The following is a 20,504-nucleotide window of genomic DNA, read 5'->3' as shown; positions in this document are numbered from 1 at the left end:
GGGAGTGTCCGTGAAGAACGCAGGTCAGCTGTCACGACGTCAGATCCTCTCCGCGGCGGGCTTCATCGGACTCGCCACGCTCACCGGCTGCGGCAGCGGCGACGACGGAGGGGACTCCAAGGACCTCTCCAGGAAACAGAACGGCGCGATGAAGGAGTACCGCGTCGGCGAGCAGTTCAGGGCCGCGAAGCCGCTGTCGTTCTCGATCCTGCACAACGACAACCCGGTCTACCCGCCGAAGAGCGGCTGGCTGTTCTGGAAGGAACTCACCCGGCGCACCGGCATCACCCTGAAACCGGTCTCGGTCCCCCTGAGCGACTACGAGAAGAAGCGCAGCGTCCTCATCGGGGCGGGCGACGCCCCCCTCCTGATCCCCAAGACCTACCACCCCTCGGAGGTCGCCTTCGTGTCCTCGGGCGCGATCCTCCCGGTCAGCGAGTACGTGCACCTGATGCCCAACTACCGGGACAAGGTCAAGCGGTGGAAGCTGGAGCCGGAACTCGACTCCATCCGCCAGTCCGACGGCGACTACTACCTCCTCCCCGGTCTGCACGAGAAGGCCAAGTCCGGCTACTCGCTGTCGCTGCGCACCGACGTCCTCGACAGACTCGGCCTGGCACTGCCCACCACCTGGGACGAGGTGCACGAGGTCTTCACCGCGATCCGGGCCGAGTACCCCGACCGCTACCCGTTCTCCGACCGCTGGAGCATCAACACCCCATACCCCGCAGCCGCGTTGTTCAGCTATCTGGGCCAGGCGTACGGAGTGCGCGCGGGCTGGTCGTACGACAACATCAGCTACGACCGGTCGGCGGACGAGTTCGTCTTCACCGGCGCCACGGACGGCTACCGCACTGTCGTCGAGTACCTGAGGAAACTGGTCGCCGAGAAGCTGGTGGACCCCGAGAGCTTCACCCAGACCGACGACGACGCCGTACAGAAACTCCTCGGCGAGAAGTCCTTCGCGATCAGCGCCAACCCGCAGGAGCTGGTCCAGAACTACCGCTACAACCTGGAGAAGCAGGTCAGGGGCTCGAAGATCGAGATGGTACCGGTGCCGCTCGGCCCGGCCGGCCCGGTGGTGCTGGGCGGCCTTCGGCTGGAGAACGGCGTCATGATCTCCACCAAGGCCCTCAAGAGCGACACCTTCGTGGCGATGATGCAGTTCGTGGACTGGCTCTGGTACTCGGACGAGGGCCAGCGCTTCGCCAAGTGGGGCGTGCAGGGCACCACTTACACCTACTCCGGCAGCACGTACCGACTGAAGCCGGGCATCAGCCTCATGGGCTCCGACCCGGACGCCCCGAAGGACCTCCAGAAGGACTTCGGCTTCTTCAACGGCGTGTTCACCTACGGCGGCAGCTGGGCGCTCGTCTCCTCGTCCTTCGGCCCGGACGAGAAGAAGTTCCAGGACGCCATGGCCCAGCGCGAGCAACTGCCCATCGGCCCGGCCCATCCCCTCCAGTCAGTGGAACAGGAACAGGCCACTCTCTGGGACACCCCGCTCCGCGACCACGTCACCCAGAACACCCTCAAGTTCGTCCTCGGCAGGCGCCCGCTGTCCGAATGGGACTCCTACGTCGCCGAGTTGAAGGCCAAGAACATGGACCGGCTCGTCGACCTGCACAACAAGGCCCGCGCACGCTTCCAGAAGGAGAACGGGTGATCCGGGTCCCCGCCGAGCCGGTCGGCCGGGTCTCCGACGCCTGGCGCCAGTGCGTCGGCACCGGCCGGATCGAACTCGCCCTGCGCCGCGACTACCAGGACTCCCTCGCCCTCCTCCAGCGCGAGATCGGCTTCCGGTACATCCGGGGCCACGGCCTGCTCAGCGACGGCATGGGCGTCCACCGCCCCTACGACCAAGGGTGCTTCCGCTTCGTCCACCACTCCTTCACCTACGTCGACCAGGTCGTCGACGCGTATCTGGAACTCGGCATCCGGCCGTTCCTCGAACTCGGCTTCATGCCCGAGGATCTGGCGTCCGGGGACGAGACGGTCTTCTGGTGGCGCGGCAATGTCACCCCACCCCACTCCTACCCGGAATGGGCCGACCTGGTCCGGGCGACCCTGCGCCACCTCGTCGACCGCTACGGCCTCGACGAGGTGCGCACCTGGCCGATCGAGGTGTGGAACGAGCCCAACCTCCCCGACTTCTGGCAGGACGCGGACGAAGCGGCCTACCACCGGCTCTACGAGGTGACGGCGCGGACCGTGAAGGAGGTCGACGCGGAACTGCGGGTCGGCGGCCCCGCGATCTCACCGGGCGCCGACGACTGGCTGGAGCGGTTCGCCGAGTTCGCCGAACACCGCGATGTGCCCGTCGACTTCGTCTCGAAGCACGCCTACACCTCCGGACCCGCCCAGCACGTGCCGTTCGGCGTCCACCAGACCCTCGCCCCGGCGCACGAGCTGCTCGACCAGTTCGCCACGCCCCGGGACCTGCTCAAGGGCACCCGGCTGGCCGGACTCCCCGTGCACATCACGGAGTTCAACTCCTCCTACCGCCCCGACAACGCCATCCACGACACCGCCTTCCACGCCGCCTACCTGGCGCCGGTGCTGGCGGGCGGCGGTGACGTCGCCGACTCGTTCTCCTACTGGACGTTCAGCGACATGTTCGAGGAGGCCGGGGTCCCCACCGCCCTCTTCCACGGCGGCTTCGGGCTGCTGACCCATCGACAGGTGCGGAAACCGACGTACCACCTGTACGCCTTCATGGCGCGCATGGGCCCCGAGTTGCTGGCCCGCGGCGAGGACCACCTCGTCACCCGGCATCCCGACGGCCGGGTCACCGTGCTGGCCTGGGCGCCCGTCGACCCGACCGGCGAGACACCCGGCCCCGACCGGCACCCCCTGCGCCTGTCGCTGCCGACCGGCGGCGGGTATGAGGTATTCGTTCGCCGGTCGACCGTCGACGAGGAACACGGAAACGCATACACGGCCTGGCGGCACATGGGCAGCCCACGCTCCCCGAAACCCGGACAGCTGGACATCCTGCACGAGGCCGCCGAGCCCGCCCGCGCCCACCGCCGCCTGCCCGTCCGGGACGGCCGCACCGATCTGGACCTGACCCTGGCCCGCCACGAGATCACCCTCGTCGAGCTCACCCCCGTCGACGACGAGACCCCGCCCTGGTGGGACGAGGGACGCCTGCTCGGCAGGGAACCGTCATGAGCAGCACCGCGAGCGACTTCGGCACCGGCGTCCTGTCCCGGGCCGCCGCCCTCGTCCACACCCTCCTCACCGTCGAGGCGCTGCTCCTCGCCGCCGCCTCACCCGGGCTCGCCGCGCTGTTCCTCCTCGGCCCCGACCCGGCCAACCTGCCCCTCGCCGCCCTCTGTCTGCTGCCGCTCGGCCCGGCCGTCTCCGCCGCCCTGTACGCCCTGCACCACCGCAGCCACGACCTCACCGACCTGCACCCGGCCCGCGGCTACGCACGAGGCTGGCGCCTCAACGCCGTACCCGTCCTGAAGCTCTGGACACCGCTGCTGGCCTGGCTCACGGTCATCGCCTTCACCCTCACCCACTTCCACGCCACCGGCCTGCCCGGCTGGTGGGCGGGGCTGCTCGGACTCATCGGCACGGGCTCCCTCCTCTGGGGCGCCCACGCCCTCGTCCTCACCTCGCTGTTCACCTTCCGCGCCCGCGACACCGCCCGGCTCGCCGCCCACTTCCTCGTCCGGCACCGGCACGCCACCCTCACCGCCGCCTCATTGCTCGTCCTGACCGCCACCGGCACGGCCCTGTTCACCGAGGCGCTCCCCGCCCTGCTGGCCGCCCCGCTGCTGCTGTGCCTGCTGCACGGCAGCCGCATGGTGATCGCCGAGACCCAGGAGGACTACACGGCATGACACGCAGAATCCCCTACGGCGGCGACTACAACCCCGAGCAGTGGCCCGAGGAGGTATGGGACGAGGACCACCGTCTGTTCACCCGGGCCGGCATCGACACCCTCACCGTCGGCGTCTTCTCCTGGTCGCTCACCCAACCCGCCGAGGACGTCTACGAGTTCACCGTCCTCGACCGGATCCTCGACCGCGCCGCGGCCGAGGGCCGCCAGATCTGCCTGGCCACCGGCACCGCCGCCCTCCCGCCCTGGCTGGCGAAGAAGTACCCCGAGGTCAACCGCACCGACTTCGAGGGCCGCAGGCACCGCTACGGCCAGCGCCACAACTTCTGCCCCAGCGCCCCCGCCTACCGCCGACCGGCCACCGCCATGGCCGAACACCTCGCCGAACGCTACGCGCACCACCCGGCGTTGCTCGCCTGGCACGTCAACAACGAGTACGGCGGCGCCTGTTACTGCGACCTGTGCGCCGAGGCCTTCCGCGACTGGCTGCGCCACCGGCACGGCACCCTCGACGCCCTCAACGACGCCTGGTGGACCACCTTCTGGTCGCACCGCTACACCGACTGGGACCAGATCGAGCCGCCCAGCGCCCTCACCGAGCACTGGCGCGGCCCCGACCACACCGCCTTCCAGGGCATCACCCTCGACTACCAGCGCTTCATGACCGACGCCCTGCTCGGCTGCTTCACCGCCGAGAAGGAGGCCATCCGCACCCATGACCCGGACACCCCCGTCACCACCAACTTCATGGGCGCCTACCGCCCCCTCGACTACCACCGCTGGTCGCCGCACCTCGACTTCGCCTCCTGGGACAACTACCCGCCCCTGGACGCCCCACCGACCCGTCCGGCCCTCGCCCACGACCTGATGCGCGGTGTCAAGGACGGCGCCCCGTTCTGGCTGATGGAGCAGACCCCGTCCACCACCGCCTGCCGCGACGTCAACCCCCTGCGTCGGCCGGGCGAGTTGCGTCTGGCCACCTTCCAGGCCATCGCCCACGGCGCCGACGCCGCCCTCTACTTCCAGCTGCGTGCCTCGCGCGGCGCCTGCGAGAAGTACCACGGCGCGGTGATCGGCCACGCGGGCCGTGACGACACCCGCGTCTTCCGCGAAGTCGCCGACCTGGGACGGGAGTTGGAACTCCTCGGCGAAATCTCCCTCGGCGCCCGGACCCCCGCCCGCACCGCCCTCCTCTTCGACTGGGACAGCTGGTGGGCCCTGGAGATCTCCGACGGCCCCTCCCGGCTCGTCCGGTACCTGGACGTCGTCCACGCCTACTACCGCGCCGCCCGCGAGGCCGGCGCCGACCTGGACGTCATCCCGGTCACCGCCGACCTCAGCCCCTACGACGTCGTCCTCGCCCCCGTCCTCCACCTGGTCAAGGGCGACCTGGCCGAACGCCTGGAGGAACTGGCCCGGCGCGGCGGAACGGTTCTCGCGACCTTCCTCACCGCCCGTTCCGACGAACACGACCGCGCCTTCCTCACCGACATACCCGGCCCCCTGGCCCCCCTTCTCGGGATCCGCGTCGACGAATGGGACGCCCGGCCCGAGGACGTCGTACAGCCCGTGCGGATGGGGGAGTTCAGCACCGAGGCCCGCCTCGTCTTCGAGATCGTGCGGCTGCGGGGCGCCGAGCCCGTCGCGACGTACGGCGCGGACTTCTACGCCGGCACCCCGGCCGTGACCCGCCACCGCTTCGGCGCCGGGGAGGGCTGGTACGTGGCGACGGCCCTCGACCAGCCCGGCGTCGACCACGTCGTCCGCCGCGTCCTCGCCCGTCACGACCTGATCGGCCCCCACGCGGACCAGCCCGGCGTCGAGACGGCCACCCGCGTCACACCCGACGGCACCGTCCTGCGGTTCCTCCTCAACCACACCGCGCAACCGGTCCGCCTGGCCGCGCACGCGACCGCCACGGACCTCCTCACCGGAAAGCGGTGCGAACAGGGCGAGTCCCTGACCCTCGACCCGCTCGGAGTCGCGATCCTGCGCGTTCAGTGAATGAGACGGCCGTGGGCGTCCGGCACCCCGGACTTGCGCAGGAAATAGCTGTTCACCTGGTCCCGCCACTCCCGTGCGCCGCGCACCTGCTCCTCGAACCGCTCCGCCACGCGCGCGTGCCACGCCGGTTCCACCAGGTCCACGAGGCCCGCCCACACCCGGCGGGCCTTCTCGGCCTCCGCGACGCCGTCGAAACGGGTGTCGTAAATGTGCTGGATCACGGTTCTCCCGCTGCTCAGCACATGCCCGTACGGCACATGGTGGAAGAACAGCAGCAGCTCGTCGGGGCAGGTGCCGGCCGACTCGTACACCCCGGACCACGGCTCGGCGTACTGCGCCGCGTACCCCGTGCCGGTCGCCGCGCTCCGGTCGACGCCGATGCCGTCCCGGTCGGCGAAGTGGTACGTCCCCCACGGGCTGTACTCGTAGCCGTCCACGCTCGGCCCGTAGTGGTGCCCGGACTGCACCATGAACCCCACCCCGAGCGGGGCGGTGTACTTCTCGTACGTCCGCCAGGAGCCGTCCAGCACCGCGTGCAGGCCCTCGACCAGCCGGGCGGGGGCGGACGGGAAGGTGAGGCCGATCCACTCGTCCAGGACCCGGTACGGATCGGCGTCCGGCCGCCAGGCCAGCCGCCCGAAGGTGTAGAGGTTCGCCTGGGCCAGCGGGTGCCCGGTCCAGAACGGGTCGTCGCCCGCGTTGGACACGGCGACCAGTTCACGCGCCAACTCCCCGACGCTCGGCCCGGATTCGCCCTCCGGCCGGAACCCCAGCACCTCGCTCCACATCGGACCGAGCCAGCACACGTGCCGCTGCTGCCCGGTGTACTCCTGCGTGGCCTGCACCTCCACCGCCAGCCGGGTGCGCGGCATCGCCCCGAGCACCGGTGAGACCGGCTCACGCACCTGGAAGTCCATCGGCCCGTGCTTCACCTGGAGCACCGCGCCCGCGGCGAACTCCCCGTCCAGCGGCGCGAAGTGGTCGTACGCCGCCCGCGCCCGGTCCGTCGTGCGGTCCCGCCAGTCCTGCCGGTGGTCGTAGACGAAGGCCCGCCAGTGGACCGTACCGCCGTGCGGGGCGAGCGCGGCGGCCAGCATGTTCGCGCCGTCCGCGTGACTGCGCCCGTACGTGAACGGGCCCGGCTGTCCCTCCGAGTCCGCCTTCACCACGAACCCGCCGAAGTCCGGGACCGCCGCGTACACGGTCCGCGCGGCCGCCGCCCACCACTCGCGCACCGCCGGCTCCAGCGGGTCCGCGGTGGACAGCCCGCCGAGCACGACCGGCGCCGCGAAGGTCACCGCCAGATGTGTCCGGACGCCGTAGGGCCGCAACACGTCGGCGATGGCGGCGACTTCACCGATCCGGTCGGTCAGCAGACGTGCCTCGACGGCGTGCACATTGACGTTGTTGACGCACACGGCGTTGATCCCGCAGGCCGCGAGCAGCCTGCCGTACGCCCGGACGCGCGCGAAGTCCTCCCGCGCCCTCCCCTCCCGCCAGAACAGCGAGCCGCCCGCGTACCCGCGCTCCACCTGGCCCATGACCGGATGCACGGCCACGTTGTCCCAGTGGTCGAGCATCCGCAGCTCCGTCGCCGGACGGTGGACCTCACGCGGCCAACCGCCCGTGAACGCCTGCGCGCCGAGCCGCACGACGTGGAACAGGCCGTACAGCAGGCCGTGCCCGTTGGAAGCGGTGACCGTCGTCGTGCCGCCCTCCCGGGCGCAGGTGAACTCCTCCGCGCCGAGCCCGCCGTCGGTCACCTCGAGAAGGAGGTCGTACGAGCCGTCCCGCACGACCTCCCCGCCGAACCGCTCGCAGGCCCGCGCCACCTCGTCGCGGACGGTGCCGACCAGGGGACCGGACCCCCGGATCAGGGTGCGCCGGGCCCCCAGAGGCCCGAAGGCCTCCGGGGGCAGCCAGGCGGTGTCGAACCCGTTCAGGAAAGCAACTCCACTTCGGACAACTGCACTTGACCATCGAAGACCAGGCGGTACTTGGCATAGGTACCCGCCGAGCCGACGGTGAACGCCCGCGTCTGCAGATCCCATGCGAAGCTCTGTCCGGTGCGCCGGTCCAGTGTCTTCCACGTCGTCCCGTCGGACGACCCCTCCAGCCGCCAACTCGTGGGCGCCTTCGCGTGCTCGGAGGAGGTCAGGGTGTACTGCACCGCCAACGCGTCGCCGCCGACCGGCAGGTCGACCGCGTCCGACACCGTCGCGTCCGTGTCCGACGTGTTGTCGAAGAGCGCGCCACCGGCCGTCGTCACGTCCTTCCGGGGCGTCGGCACCTTGCCGTCCTGCGTGATCGACGCGGGTGCCGCGTTCTTCCCGCTGCCCCATGCCGACGGCCGCGGCCCCATGTCGAACTCCAGGACCCCGCCCTTCGCGAGCAGCGTGTGGGGAAGCGAAGTCGACGTCCACGCACGCCCGTTGACCTTCAGGCCCTGCACGTAGACGTTCCGCGTGCTGTTCCTGGGCGCCTTGACCACCAGGTCCTTGCCGTTCTCCAGGTGCACGGTCGCCTTCTTGAACAGCGGGGAGCCGACCGCGTACTCGCCGCTGCCCATGACCAGCGGGTAGAAGCCGAGCGCGGAGAACAGGTACCAGGCCGACTGCTCGCCGTTGTCCTCGTCGCCGTGATAGCCCTGCCCGATCGAGCTGCCGGTGTACAGGCGCGACAGCACCTCACGGACCTTCGCCTGCGTCTTCCAGGGCTGTCCCGCCGCGTCGTACATGTAGGCCACGTGGTGGGCCACCTGGTTGGAGTGCCCGTACATGCCCATCCGGACATCCCGGGCCTCCGTCATCTCGTGGATGACCCCGCCGTACGAGCCCACGAACGCGGGGGAGGCGGTCTCCGCAGTGGCGAAGTAGGTGTCGAGCTTCCCCGCCAGGCCGCTGCGGCCGCCGTAGAGGTTGGCCAGACCCCTGCTGTCCTGCGGGGCGGTGAAGGCGTAGCCCCAGCCGTTGGTCTCGGTGTAGTCGTAGCCCCACACACGCGGGTCGTAACTGCCCGACGGCACCCGCCAGTCGCCCTTCGCGTCCTTGCCCTGGAAGAAGCCGGCCGTCTTGTCGAAGAGGTTCACGTACCCCTGGGCGCGGTTGAGGAAGTACGCGGACTCCTCCTGGTAGCGCTTCTCGCCCGTCTTCCGGTACAGGGCCTGGCCCATCCGGGCGATGCCGTAGTCGTTGAGATAGCCCTCCAGCGCCCACGACAGGCCCTCGTGGGTGTCCGTGCTCGTGTAGCCGAGGAAGGGGGAGGTCGTCATGCCCTTGCGGCCCACGCCCGAGGACGGGGGCACCGCCGTCGCGTTCTTCAGCGCCGCCTCGTAGGCCGCCTTCGCGTCGAAGCGGACGCCCTTGACGTAGGCGTCGGCGAAGGCGACGTCCGACGAGGTGCCGGTCATCAGGTCCGCGTACCCGGGGGAGGACCAGCGTGAGGTCCAGCCGCCGTCCTTGTACTGCTGCACGAACCCGTCGGTCAGCTCTCCCGCCTGAGTGGGCGTCAGGAAGGAGTACGCCGGCCAGGTCGTCCGATAGGTGTCCCAGAAGCCGTTGTTGACGTACACCTTGCCGTCCACGATCTTCGCGCCGGTGTGCGTCGGGGTGTCCTGGCTCTCCATCGGCGAGAACGGCGAGGCGTACTGGTACTTCGAACCGACCTTCTCGAAGCCGGAGTTGGGGTACAGGTACAGCCGGTAGAGGCTGGAGTAGAGGGTCGTCAGCTGGTCCTGGGTCGCGCCCTCGACCTCGACCTTGCCGAGGAGCTTGTCCCACTGCCGCTGGGCCCGCGACCTGACGGTCTCGAAGTCCGTGTCCGCGGGGATCTCCTGGCGCAGGTTGTCCTTCGCCTGGTCCAGGCTGATCAGCGAGGTCGCCAGGCGCAGGGTCACCGTCCGGTCGGCACCCGCGTCGAAGCGCACATACCCCTTGACCCCGCTCGACGACGCGTCCGTCACCGGCGCGTCGAACTCGCCGTACACGAAGAGCCGGGTCGCACCCGTCGACAGCCCGGACTTCACGTCCGAGTAGCCGGTCACCACGCCGTTGTCACGGTCGAGGGTCAGCCCCGCCTGGTCGGTGACGTTGTCGAAGAGAACGCTCGCGTCCGCGCCCGGGTAGGTGAAGCGCAGGGCCGCCGCGTGGTCGGTCGGGGCCATCTCGGCCTTGACGCCGTTCTCGAACCGCACCCCGTAGTAGTACGGCCGCGCGGTCTCGTTCTCGTGCCGGAACGCCAGCGCCCGCGCCGTCCGCCCGGTGTCCGGCACCCCGGACGCGGCCGACGGCATCAGCTGGAACGTCTGCCGGTCACCCATCCACGGGCTCGGCTCATGGCTCGCGCTGAACGCCTGGATCGTGGGCAGATTGTCCGCGTTGTTCCCTCGGGCGTAGTCGTAGAGCCAGCTCAGCGAGCCCGCGTTCGTCACCGGGGTCCAGAAGTTGAACCCGTGCGGCACCGCCGTCGCCGGGAAGTTGTTGCCCCGCGAGAAGCTCCCGCTGGAGTTCGTGCCGCGGGTGGTCAGCGCGTAGTCCGACAGATGCGCCTTCGGCACCTCGGGCGCCGCCGTGCGCAGCGCGATGTCGTCCACCCAGCCCCGGAACCGCGCGGGCCCGCCGGGGGAGTCGTAGGCCACCAGGATCCTGTCGACCGTCTTCCCGGCCGCCACTGTCCCGATGCCCGACACCACGTCGTTCCACTGGTTGACGTACAGCACCTTCGCCGCGCCCTGTCCGCGCGGCGACAGCGGGAAGCCGTGCTGGTCGGTCGCCCCGAGCGCGCTCAGATACGTTCCGTCCGTGAACGCCAGGTCCACGGAGACGTTCGTCGCCGCGTAGTCCAGCTCGCCGTCGGCCAGCTGGGGGAAGATCCGGTACCCGAGCTCGGTGCGCGAGCCGACCCGGACGTTCACGTCGAAGACCTTGTTGTACGAGTACGCCCGCCCGTCGGCGGTGTGGCGCCCGGCGTAGCGCAGGGCGCGCACGCCGGTGAAGCCGGCCCGGGCCTTCGCGGTCGGCGAGCCGCTCGGGCCGCGGTCGGCCACGGTCTGCATGTCCGGCGGCACCGGCCCGTCGCTCCCGCCGGTGCCGAACCGCACGTCGGCGAGCTGGAGGATGCCGGCGCCGTGGTTCGCGGTGACGTCCAGCCGGAAGTGCCGGTACTCGGCCGGCGCGGCGAGGGTGTACGTCCTGGTCTGGAAACGCTCGGCGAACGACTCCCCGGAGCGGGTGTCGACGGTCGTCCACGTCGTGCCGTCCGCCGAGCCCTGGAGCGTCCAGTCGGCCGGGTCGCGCTCGGCGAAGTCGTTGGCGGAGGTGAGCGCGTAGGCGGTGACGGCGGCCGGTTGGGCCAGGTCGAACTCGACCCACCCGGTGGGTGCGAAAGTCAGCCACTTGCTGCTCGGCTCACCGTCGACGAGGTTCTCCTTCACCTCGCCGGATGCCGTGTTCTCCGCGCTCGCCCGGACATCCGTGACCCGGTCGGTCACATCGCCGGGCAGCCCCCCGGTGGCGTAGCCGCCGTCGACCCCCGAGGCCCGCTTGCCGCCGCCCGGGGTGGTCTCGACGGTGCTCACCCAGGCCGGGGCGGGCTGGTCCGCCTCGAAGGAGGAGGCGAAGGACCGCGCGGGCACCGCGCCCGCCGTGGCCGGCAGCGCGACCGCCACACCGGGAGACCCGACCGTCAGCGCGAGTACGGCGGTGACCACGAGTGTCCGTAACCTTCCGGACCGTATCCGCCCCGTTCGTACCGTTCTCGTCCCGTACAGCCCGAACCGCTGCATGCGTGAGCACCCTCCCCGCCCGGCCGGGAACCGACCCCGGACAACGTTGTCCTACTTCTCGCGCAGGAATCAGTAGGTGGTCAAGTGACGGGCGATGTCAAGGATGTTGATTGCGCCAGGCGGGGTTGATGTCAGGGAATTTTCCGGCAAGGTACCTGCGGACGGGTCATATTTCCGTCAGGTCTCAACTCGGGAAAGACCGACCGCTTACCCTGCATTCGATCTTGCCCCGCCGGTGGGGAGTGGACTATACCTGTCGGCGATTCAAGCGATCCGCACGACCCTGTTCGACCTGACCGCGGTGCCGGGAGGATCCGGTTCACCGCCTGAGTCCTGGAGAAGGCGAGGACTTGAGCATGGGATCCATCTCCGAGAGCAAAGTTTCCGCGGGCATCGGCCGCCGTGATCTGATCAGAAGATCTGCGGCACTCGGTCTGATCTCCGTCCCCACGATGAGCTTTCTGGCCGCGTGCGCCAGCAGTGGCGGCGGCGAAGAGGACAAGGCCAAGGCCGGAAAGAAGACGGCGAAGAACCCGCTCGCGGTCAACGAGACCGCACAGCTGGAATTCGTCCTCTTCGACGGCGGTTTCGGCAAGGAGTACGCCGAGGACGCGGTGAAGATCTACGAGACGAACTTCCCGAAGGCGAAGGTGAAGTTCTCGGCCACCCAGAAGATCCAGTCCACGCTCCAGCCCCGCTTCAACCAGGGCACCCCGCCCGACCTCATCGACAACTCCGGCGCCGAGCAGATGGACATGGGCGTCCTCGTCGGCAAGAAGCAGCTCGCCGACCTCACCCCGCTGCTCGACGCCCCGTCGTACGACGACCCGGCCAAGAAGGTCCGCGACACCCTGCGGCCGGGCATCGTGGAGATGGGCCAGTTCGACGGCGACCCGGTGTGGATCATGTACTACGCCTACACCGTCTACGGCGTCTGGTACTCGCAGAAGGCGCTGGACTCGCTGGACGCGGCCTACCCGGAGACCTGGGACGAGATGCTCGCGGTCTGCGAGAAGGCCAAGAAGAAGAACATCGCCGGCTGGACGTACGCGGGCAAGTACCCGTACTACCTCCCCTTCTCGCTCTACCCGATGATCGGCAAGGTCGGCGGCCGTGAGGTCCTGGACGCCATCGACAACCTGGAGCCGAACGCCTGGAAGCACCCGGCGGTCAAGGCCTGTTTCGAGGCGTACTACGAGCTCTACAAGAAGGGGTACGTCCTCAAGGGCACCCCTGGCCTGGACCACATCCAGTCACAGACCGCCTGGGCCCAGGGCAAGGCCCTGTTCATCCCCAACGGCTCCTGGGTGGAGAACGAGTCGGCCAACGTCATCCCCGCGGACTTCGACCTCGCCGTGTCCGCGCCCACCGGTATCGACTCCTCCGACAAGATGCCCTTCGGCACGATCTGGGCCTCGGGCGGCGAGCCGTTCGTCGTGCCGGCCAAGGCGAAGAACGCCTCCGGCGGCATGGAACAGCTGCGGATCATGCTCAGCGAGGCGTCGTCCAAGAACTTCACGGCCAAGGTCAAGTCGCTCACCGCCTTCAACGGCGGCACCGACGGCATCACCCTCACCCCGGGCCTGAAGTCGGGCGTCGCCGCGTTGGAGAAGGCCGGTGACAACGTCGTCAACCCGCGGATGCAGGACTGGTACGTCCAGCTGCAGAAGGAGCAGATCGGGGTCGGCGGACTCGGCGAGATGATGGCCGGGCGGCTCACCCCGGCGGAGGCCATCAGCAAGATCCAGGGTTACGCCGACGCCGCCGCCAAGGACAGCTCGATCAAGCACTACAAGCACCAGTAATCCGCAGGTACACGCATTCCCGACGGCACCGGAGTGGCGATGCAGCACGGCAAGTACCGGTTCATCGTGGGGTTCCTGGCGCTCCCCCTCGGACTGTACGCGCTCTTCGTGGTCTGGCCGTTCATCCAGTCCATCTACTACTCGTTCACGGACTGGACCGGCCTGAGCCCCGAATTCAAGATGGTCGGCCTGGACAATTACCGCAGGATGCTCGACGACGACATCTTCTGGAAGTCGTTGTGGCACAGCCTGCTGTTCGCACTCCTGGTGCCGCTGGTGACACTCGGCCTGGCATTGTTCCTCTCCTTCATGATCAATGTCGGAGGGCGCAGAAGGAAGGGCGGACCGGCCGTTTCCGGCGTCCGTGGCTCGTCCTTCTACAAGATCGTGTATTTCTTTCCGCAGGTGCTGTCGATCGCCATCGTCGCGCTGCTGTTCGCCTTCGCGTACAACCCGGACAGCGGCGCGATCAACGCGTTTCTGCGGGGCATCGGACTGGGCGGCATCCAGCCCCTCTGGCTCGGCGATCCGGATCTCGCGCTGTGGTGCGTGATGGCGGTCCTGGTCTGGTCCACGGTCGGTTTCTTCGTGGTCCTGTTCTCGGCCGGCATGGCGTCCATCCCGGCCGATCTCTACGAGGCCGCCCTCCTCGACGGGGCCGGGCGCGCCGCCACGTTCTTCCGCATCACCCTGCCGCTGCTCTGGGACACCGTGCAGTCCGGCTGGGTCTACATGGGCATCCTCGCCCTCGGCGCCGAGTCCTTCGCGGTCGTACAGATCATGACGACCGGACCCGGCGGCCCCGACTACTCGACCACCGTCATGGTCCTGTACGTGTACCAGAAGGCGTTCCGTGACGGTCAGGCCGCCTACGCCACCACCATCGGGGTCGCCCTCCTCGTCGTGACGCTGGCCTTCGCGGCCCTCGTGATGCGGCTGGGGCGGCGCGAGCGGCTGGAGTACTGAGAATGAAGACGACCGAACCCCCCGCTCCCGTGTCCGTCACCAAGACCGACCTCCCGGCCGGAAGGCCGCCCGCCGCGCCGAAGAGCGAAGGCCGGGTCCTGAACGTCTTCTCGCACGGTGTCCTGGTGATCTGGGCGATCATGGTGGTACTGCCGCTGCTGTGGGCGGTGATGACGTCCTTCAAGGACGACGGCGCCATCTTCGGCTCCCCGTGGTCGCTGCCGGACAAACTGCACTTCGACAACTGGTCACGGGCCTGGACCGAGGCCAATATGGGCGACTACTTCCTCAACACCGTTCTGGTGGTGGGCGGTTCGCTGATCGGCACCCTGGCCCTCGGCTCGATGGCGGCCTATGTCCTGGCCCGCTTCGACTTCCCCGGAAACCGGTTCATCTACTTCCTCTTCGTCGGCGGCATGAGCTTCCCGATCATGCTGGCGCTGGTCCCGCTGTTCTATGTGGTGAACAACATGGGGCTGCTCAACACCATCCACGGGCTGATCCTGGTCTACATCGCCTACTCGCTGCCGTTCACGGTGTTCTTCCTGACGGCGTTCTTCCGTACGCTGCCGACCTCGGTGGCGGAGGCGGCCTTCGTCGACGGCGCCTCGCACACCCGGACCTTCCTCCAGGTCATGCTGCCGATGGCCAAACCCGGCCTGATCAGCGTGGGTATCTTCAACTTTCTGGGCCAGTGGAACCAGTACATGCTGCCCACGGTCCTCAACACCGATCCGGACAAACGGGTTCTCACCCAGGGGCTGGTCCAACTGGCCGTCAGCCAGGGCTACAAGGGTGACTGGTCCGGACTCTTCGCCGGCCTGGTCATGGCCATGCTCCCGGTACTTGCGGCATACATCGTCTTCCAGCGGCAGGTGGTTCAGGGGTTGACGGCGGGGGCCCTGAAGTAAACCCCTGTCTTCACTCGGCGTACACGGACTCCCGGCGCACAGGGTGTCCGTGTACGCCGTTTTTGATGTTGTCCCGACCGTTTTCAGGCCCGCGCCAAGCGGTCTACACCACTTCGGAACCCCACTCTCCGTAACGCCCCGCAGCCACCCCCGCACACCCCGCAACCCTCCGTCGCGCGGCGCCGGGCGTCTGGGGTCGGCCGCGCGGATAGTGTTCAACCTCTTGACGGGACGGGACCCGAACGGCTCAGCTTAGAGTTCACTAGTTGGACATAGACGGGGCCTCGCCGAAGCGGTCCCGCGCGCGGGAGGTCGTCGTGGAGACTCCGGGGTCGCAGTCGTCACTGCATCGGGCCAACCTGGAGCGGGTCGTGCGTGCCGTGCGTCTGGCCGGGTCACTCACACAGGCGGAGATCGCCCGCACGACCGGACTGTCGGCCGCGACCGTCTCCAACATCGTGCGCGAGCTCAAGGACGGCGGGACCGTCGAGGTCACGCCCACTTCGGCGGGCGGACGCAGGGCGCGCAGCGTATCCCTCAGCGGCGACGCCGGCATTGTCATCGGAGTGGATTTCGGCCACACCCATCTGCGGGTCGCCCTCGGCAACCTCGCCCACCAGGTGCTCGCGGAGGAGTCCGAGCCGCTGGACGTGGACGCCTCCTCGGCGCAGGGCTTCGACCGGGCGGAGCAGCTGGTCACCCGGTTGGTCGAGGCCGCCGGGGTGGACAGCGCGAAGATCGCCGGGATCGGTGTCGGCGTGCCCGGTCCGATCGATCTGGAGTCCGGCACGCTGGGCTCCTCCGCGATCCTGCCGGGGTGGATCGGCACCAGACCCGCCGAGGAGCTCAGAGGCCGCCTCGGCGTGCCCGTGCACGTGGACAACGACGCCAACCTCGGCGCCCTCGGCGAGCTGGTCTGGGGCAGCGGCCGGGGCGTACGTGATCTTGCTTACATCAAGGTCGCGAGCGGTGTCGGCGCCGGTCTGGTGATCGAGGGGAAGATCTACCGGGGCCCCGGTGGCACTGCGGGGGAAATCGGACATATTACACTCGATGAATCCGGCCCGGTCTGCCGCTGCGGAAACCGGGGCTGCCTGGAGACCTTCGCCGCCGCGCGCTATGTGCTGCCGCTCCTCCAGTCCAGTCACGGTACGGATCTGACGATGGAAGGCGTGGTGCGGCTGGCCAGGGAAGGAGACCCGGGCTGCCGTCGGGTGATCGCCGACGTCGGCCGCCATGTCGGCAGTGGAGTCGCCAATCTCTGTAACCTTCTGAACCCGAGCAGAGTGGTCCTCGGAGGCGATCTCGCCGAGGCCGGTGAACTGGTGCTCGGGCCGATAAGAGAATCCGTCGGCCGCTATGCGATCCCCAGTGCGGCGCGTCAATTGTCCGTTCTCCCGGGGGCTCTTGGAGGTCGTGCCGAGGTACTCGGAGCGCTCGCTCTCGCACTCAGCGAGATGGGCGATTCGACCCTTTTGGACGGCACTCTGACCGCCGCCACACCTGCCTTCACTTAGAGAACGAATGACGCCGTTGCCATCTCGTTAAGTATTTACTTCTTGACGTCGAACTTGCGGCCGAGTTGACTTCGAGCCACCTCGGCCGCAGCGTTGCGGCCCTGTCAGGGAGGCACAACCCAATGAACGCAACGATGCGTAGAGTCGTGATCGGCGCCACCGCCGTGTCCATGGCGCTGTCGATTGCCGCGTGCGGCAAGGCCGGCGACGACAAGGACAGCGACTCCGGCAGCAGCAGCTCGGGCGGCAAGTCCATCGGCCTGCTGCTTCCCGACAGCGTCACCGCGCGGTACGAGAAGTTCGACAAGCCGTACTTCGACGCCAAGGTCAAGGAGCTCTGCTCCGACTGCAAGGTCGAGTACGCGAACGCCGGGGCCGACGCGGCCAAGCAGGCCCAGCAGGTCAGCAGCATGGTGACCAAGGGCGTGAAGGTCATCGCGATCTCCGCCCAGGACTCCGCCGCGATCAAGTCCTCCATCCAGGCCGCGGTGAACAAGGGCGTCAAGGTCGTCGCGTACGACCGCCTCGCCCAGGGCCCGGTCAGCGGCTTCGTCACCTTCGACAACGTCAAGGTCGGCGAGCTCCAGGGCCAGGCGCTGCTCGCCGCCCTCGGCGCCAAGGCCACGCCCAAGGCGAAGGTCGTCATGATCAACGGTGACGACGCCGACCCGAACGCCGCCCAGTTCAAGCAGGGCGCCCACGAGGCCCTCGACGGCAAGGTCGACATCGCCTACGAGCAGTCCGGCCTGTGGAAGGACACCGTCGCCGCGCAGAAGATGTCCGCGGCCATCACCCAGCTGGGTGCCAAGAACATCGCGGGCGTCTACGCCGCCAACGACGGCATGGCCGGTGGCATCGCCAACACCCTCAAGGGCGCGAAGATCAGCAGCATCCCGCTGACCGGCCAGGACGCGGAGCTCGCCGCCATCCAGCGCATCGTCGCCGGCACGCAGTCCGCGACCATCTTCAAGAACTACAAGACCGAGGCCGAGACCGCCGCCGAGATGGCCGTCGACCTGCTGGAGGGCAAGGACATCAAGTCCCTGGCCACCTCCACGCAGACCAGCGGCTCCGGCGACAAGGTGCCCTCGACGCTGCTGACCCCGGTGTCGGTCACCAAGACCAACATCAAGGACACGGTCGTCAAGGAAGGCCTGTGGACGGTCGCGGACATCTGCACCGCCGAGTTCAAGGCCGCCTGCACGTCCGCCGGTCTCGAGTAGTCACGCCGTCGCGCGCAGCCCGCGCGATCCTCCGCCCGGGTCCCGTGAGGGACTCGGGCCAGACCGCCCGGCGGTCCCGCGAAGCCCCTCCGACGCCCGCCCCACCTTCACACCCCGCTGCGGGGCGGGCGTCGGAGAGAACCGTTGCCAAGCGCAGCGGATTCGCGCATGTTCGTCCTGTAAACCTCGTGCCGGCCGCCACAGGCGTGCCGCACGTCCCTCCGCGCCTACCCCAAGCGCGGCATCCCCGCCGGTCAGGCGGCGAAGGAGATGGTTCACGTGTCCGCTACGCCCGTGCTGGCGTTGCGCGGAGTCTCCAAGCGATTCGGTGCGGTGCAGGCACTCACCGACGTCGAGCTGGAGGTCCACGCCGGAGAAGTGGTCGCCCTGGTGGGCGACAACGGCGCAGGTAAGTCGACCCTGGTCAAGACGATCGCGGGTGTCCACCCCATCGATGAGGGCGTCATCGAGTGGGAGGGCAACCCGGTCAGCATCACCAAGCCGCACGACGCCCAGGGACTCGGCGTCGCGACCGTCTACCAGGACCTCGCGCTCTGCGACAACCTCGACGTGGTGGGCAACCTCTACCTCGGCCGCGAACTGCTGCGCCGGGGCGTCATCGACGAGGTGACGATGGAGAAGAACTCCCGCGAGCTGCTGTCCACGCTCTCCATCCGCATCCCGAGCGTGCGCATCCCGATCGCGAGCCTCTCCGGCGGTCAGCGCCAGGTCGTCGCCATCGCCCGCGCGCTCATCGGCGACCCCAAGGTCGTCATCCTCGACGAGCCCACCGCCGCCCTCGGCGTCGAGCAGACCGCACAGGTCCTCGACCTGGTCGAGCGGCTGCGCGAGCGTGACCTCGGCGTCATCCTCATCAGCCACAACATGGCCGACGTCAAGGCGGTCGCCGACACCGTCGCCGTCCTGCGCCTGGGCAAGAACAACGGCTCCTTCCCGGTGAAGGACACCAGCCACGAAGAGATCATCGCCGCGATCACCGGTGCCACGGACAACGCCGTGACCCGTCGCGCGGGGCGCACCGCGGAGGCGGCAAAGTGAGCGACACCTCGAAGACCGTGAAGAGCGATTCTCCCCAGCCCGAGGGCTTCGCCGAGGATCAGCAGACCGTCGCGCCCGCCGACGACCCCACGGCCGCGGCGGTGTCCGTCGTCGACCCGCGCCTGCTGGTCCGCGAGGAGGGCCTCAAGGGCTACCTCACGGAGTTCAAGCGCAAGGTCAAGGGCGGCGAGCTGGGCCAGATCCCGGTCGTCCTCGGCCTGATCGTCATCTGGACGATCTTCCAGCTGAAGAACGACCGCTTCCTGAGCGCCGACAACCTCTCCAACATCAGCTACTTCCTGTCGGCCACCGGCATGCTCGCCATCGGCCTGGTGTTCGTGCTGCTGCTCGGTGAGATCGACCTGTCGGTCGGGTCCGTCAGCGGTCTGGCGTCCGCGCTGTTCGCCGTGTTCGTGGTGGACCACGGTATGGGCGCGTGGCTGGCGCTCCTCCTGACCATCGTCACCGGCATCGGCATCGGCGCCCTGCACGGATGGTTCTTCGCGAGGATCGGTGTACCGGCCTTCGTGGTCACCCTGGCCGGCTTCCTGGGCTGGAACGGTCTGATGCTGTGGCTGCTCGGCTCCAGCGGCACGATCAACCTCCCGTCGGACTCCGGCCCGGTCCACCTGCTCGGCCAGAACTCCTTCTTCATGGACCAGGCCATCATCGGCGCCTACGTCCTGGCCGGACTCGCGGTCGTGCTGTCCGCGGTCGGCAACTTCGGTGAGCAGCGCCGCCGTCGGGCGGCGGGCGTGCCGTTCCGTGCCACCGGCGAGATCCTCCTGCGCGTGGGCCTGCTCGCCGTCGCGGCGTTCGTCTCCGCCGCGGTGCTGAACAACGCCTCCGGTGTCTCCAACGCGCTGGTGATCTTCCTGGCGGCGCTGGTGATCGTGGACTTCGTGCTGCGTCGCACGACGTACGGCCGCAAGGTGTTCGCGGTCGGCGGCGGCATCGAGGCCGCCCGCCGTGCCGGTATCAACGTGCCGATGGTCCGCATCACCGTGTTCGCCATCTCCGGCGGCTTCGCGGCGGTCGGCGGCATGTTCTTCGCGGGCCAGACCGCGGGTGCGTCGCTGTCCGCCGGTGGCGGCAACACGCTGATGCTCGCCATCGCGGCGGCCGTCATCGGTGGTACGAGCCTCTTCGGCGGGCGCGGCACCGTGTGGTCCGCCCTCCTGGGCATGCTGGTCATCCAGTCCATCCAGACCGGCCTTGACCTGCTGAACATGAGCACGTCGATCCAGTACATGATCACCGGTGGCGTTCTGCTCGGTGCGGTTGTCATCGACTCCGTCTCGCGCAGGAGCCAGAAGGCGGCCGGCCGCGGCTGATCCGCGACGGCGACCAGAACTGTGCCCGGTACTTCAACAGTGCCGGGCACAGC

13 protein-coding genes are annotated in these 20,504 nt (G+C 68.9%); 11 read left to right on the top strand and 2 right to left on the bottom strand.

The genetic code is table 11. The features are described from left to right. Positions 1-10: 10 nt before the first annotated feature. The 4 genes from ACFPIH_RS02100 to ACFPIH_RS02085 are packed head-to-tail and all read left to right on the top strand — an operon-like array spanning position 11 to position 5,854. Positions 11-1,666: an ABC transporter substrate-binding protein gene (locus tag ACFPIH_RS02100; RefSeq protein WP_381166618.1), complete on the top strand. Its 1,656-nt coding sequence runs from the start codon at positions 11-13 to the stop codon at positions 1,664-1,666. After that, positions 1,663-3,174 carry a GH39 family glycosyl hydrolase gene (locus ACFPIH_RS02095; protein WP_381166616.1) on the top strand — a complete coding sequence of 504 codons (1,512 nt, stop codon included), beginning with the start codon at positions 1,663-1,665 and terminating at the stop codon, positions 3,172-3,174. Before ACFPIH_RS02100 ends, ACFPIH_RS02095 begins: the two co-directional genes overlap by 4 nt. Further along, positions 3,171-3,851, top strand: coding sequence for a hypothetical protein (locus ACFPIH_RS02090; protein ID WP_381166614.1), 681 nt, complete (start codon positions 3,171-3,173; stop codon positions 3,849-3,851). The genes ACFPIH_RS02095 and ACFPIH_RS02090 overlap by 4 nt, the downstream gene beginning before the upstream one ends. Then, positions 3,848-5,854: a beta-galactosidase gene (locus tag ACFPIH_RS02085; RefSeq protein ID WP_381166612.1), complete on the top strand. Its 2,007-nt coding sequence runs from the start codon at positions 3,848-3,850 to the stop codon at positions 5,852-5,854. Before ACFPIH_RS02090 ends, ACFPIH_RS02085 begins: the two co-directional genes overlap by 4 nt. On the opposite strand, the gene ACFPIH_RS02080 is transcribed toward ACFPIH_RS02085, so the two are convergent. Beyond that, positions 5,848-7,797 (bottom strand): alpha-glucuronidase, encoded by a 1,950-nt coding sequence (locus ACFPIH_RS02080; RefSeq protein WP_381166683.1) that lies wholly within the window; start codon positions 7,795-7,797, stop codon positions 5,848-5,850. The genes ACFPIH_RS02085 and ACFPIH_RS02080 overlap by 7 nt on opposite strands. Next, positions 7,794-11,636, bottom strand: coding sequence for a GH92 family glycosyl hydrolase (locus ACFPIH_RS02075; RefSeq protein WP_381166610.1), 3,843 nt, complete (start codon positions 11,634-11,636; stop codon positions 7,794-7,796). The genes ACFPIH_RS02080 and ACFPIH_RS02075 overlap by 4 nt, the downstream gene beginning before the upstream one ends. A 356-nt stretch (positions 11,637-11,992) precedes the next feature. Between ACFPIH_RS02075 and ngcE the strand changes: the two genes are divergently transcribed. The 7 genes from ngcE to ACFPIH_RS02040 all read left to right on the top strand — a co-directional run bounded on the left by ngcE (position 11,993) and on the right by ACFPIH_RS02040 (position 20,451). Then, positions 11,993-13,441: an N-acetylglucosamine/diacetylchitobiose ABC transporter substrate-binding protein gene (gene ngcE, locus ACFPIH_RS02070; protein WP_381166608.1), complete on the top strand. Its 1,449-nt coding sequence runs from the start codon at positions 11,993-11,995 to the stop codon at positions 13,439-13,441. Between the two features lie 39 nt (positions 13,442-13,480). Beyond that, positions 13,481-14,407 (top strand): carbohydrate ABC transporter permease, encoded by a 927-nt coding sequence (locus tag ACFPIH_RS02065; RefSeq protein WP_381166606.1) that lies wholly within the window; start codon positions 13,481-13,483, stop codon positions 14,405-14,407. A gap of 2 nt (positions 14,408-14,409) precedes the next feature. Next, the gene (locus ACFPIH_RS02060; RefSeq protein ID WP_381166604.1) at positions 14,410-15,318 is read left to right on the top strand and encodes a carbohydrate ABC transporter permease; all 909 of its coding nucleotides are present in this window, start codon (positions 14,410-14,412) and stop codon (positions 15,316-15,318) included. Between the two features lie 317 nt (positions 15,319-15,635). Further along, the gene (locus ACFPIH_RS02055) at positions 15,636-16,835 is read left to right on the top strand and encodes an ROK family transcriptional regulator (protein WP_381166681.1); all 1,200 of its coding nucleotides are present in this window, start codon (positions 15,636-15,638) and stop codon (positions 16,833-16,835) included. 134 nt (positions 16,836-16,969) lie between these two features. Continuing rightward, positions 16,970-18,058: a sugar ABC transporter substrate-binding protein gene (locus tag ACFPIH_RS02050; protein ID WP_381166602.1), complete on the top strand. Its 1,089-nt coding sequence runs from the start codon at positions 16,970-16,972 to the stop codon at positions 18,056-18,058. Between the two features lie 270 nt (positions 18,059-18,328). Next, positions 18,329-19,117, top strand: a complete 789-nt coding sequence (locus ACFPIH_RS02045) for an ATP-binding cassette domain-containing protein (protein ID WP_381166600.1) — start codon at positions 18,329-18,331, stop codon at positions 19,115-19,117. After that, the gene (locus tag ACFPIH_RS02040; protein WP_381166598.1) at positions 19,114-20,451 is read left to right on the top strand and encodes a sugar ABC transporter permease; all 1,338 of its coding nucleotides are present in this window, start codon (positions 19,114-19,116) and stop codon (positions 20,449-20,451) included. The genes ACFPIH_RS02045 and ACFPIH_RS02040 overlap by 4 nt, the downstream gene beginning before the upstream one ends. The last annotated feature ends 53 nt before the right edge of the window (positions 20,452-20,504 follow it).

It is taken from the genome of Streptomyces vulcanius (assembly GCF_042653945.1).
Taxonomy (GTDB): Bacteria; Actinomycetota; Actinomycetes; order Streptomycetales; family Streptomycetaceae; genus Streptomyces; species Streptomyces mangrovi.
The sequence above is the reverse complement of the archived record's forward strand: the minus strand, read 5'-3'. Positions and strand labels throughout refer to the sequence as shown.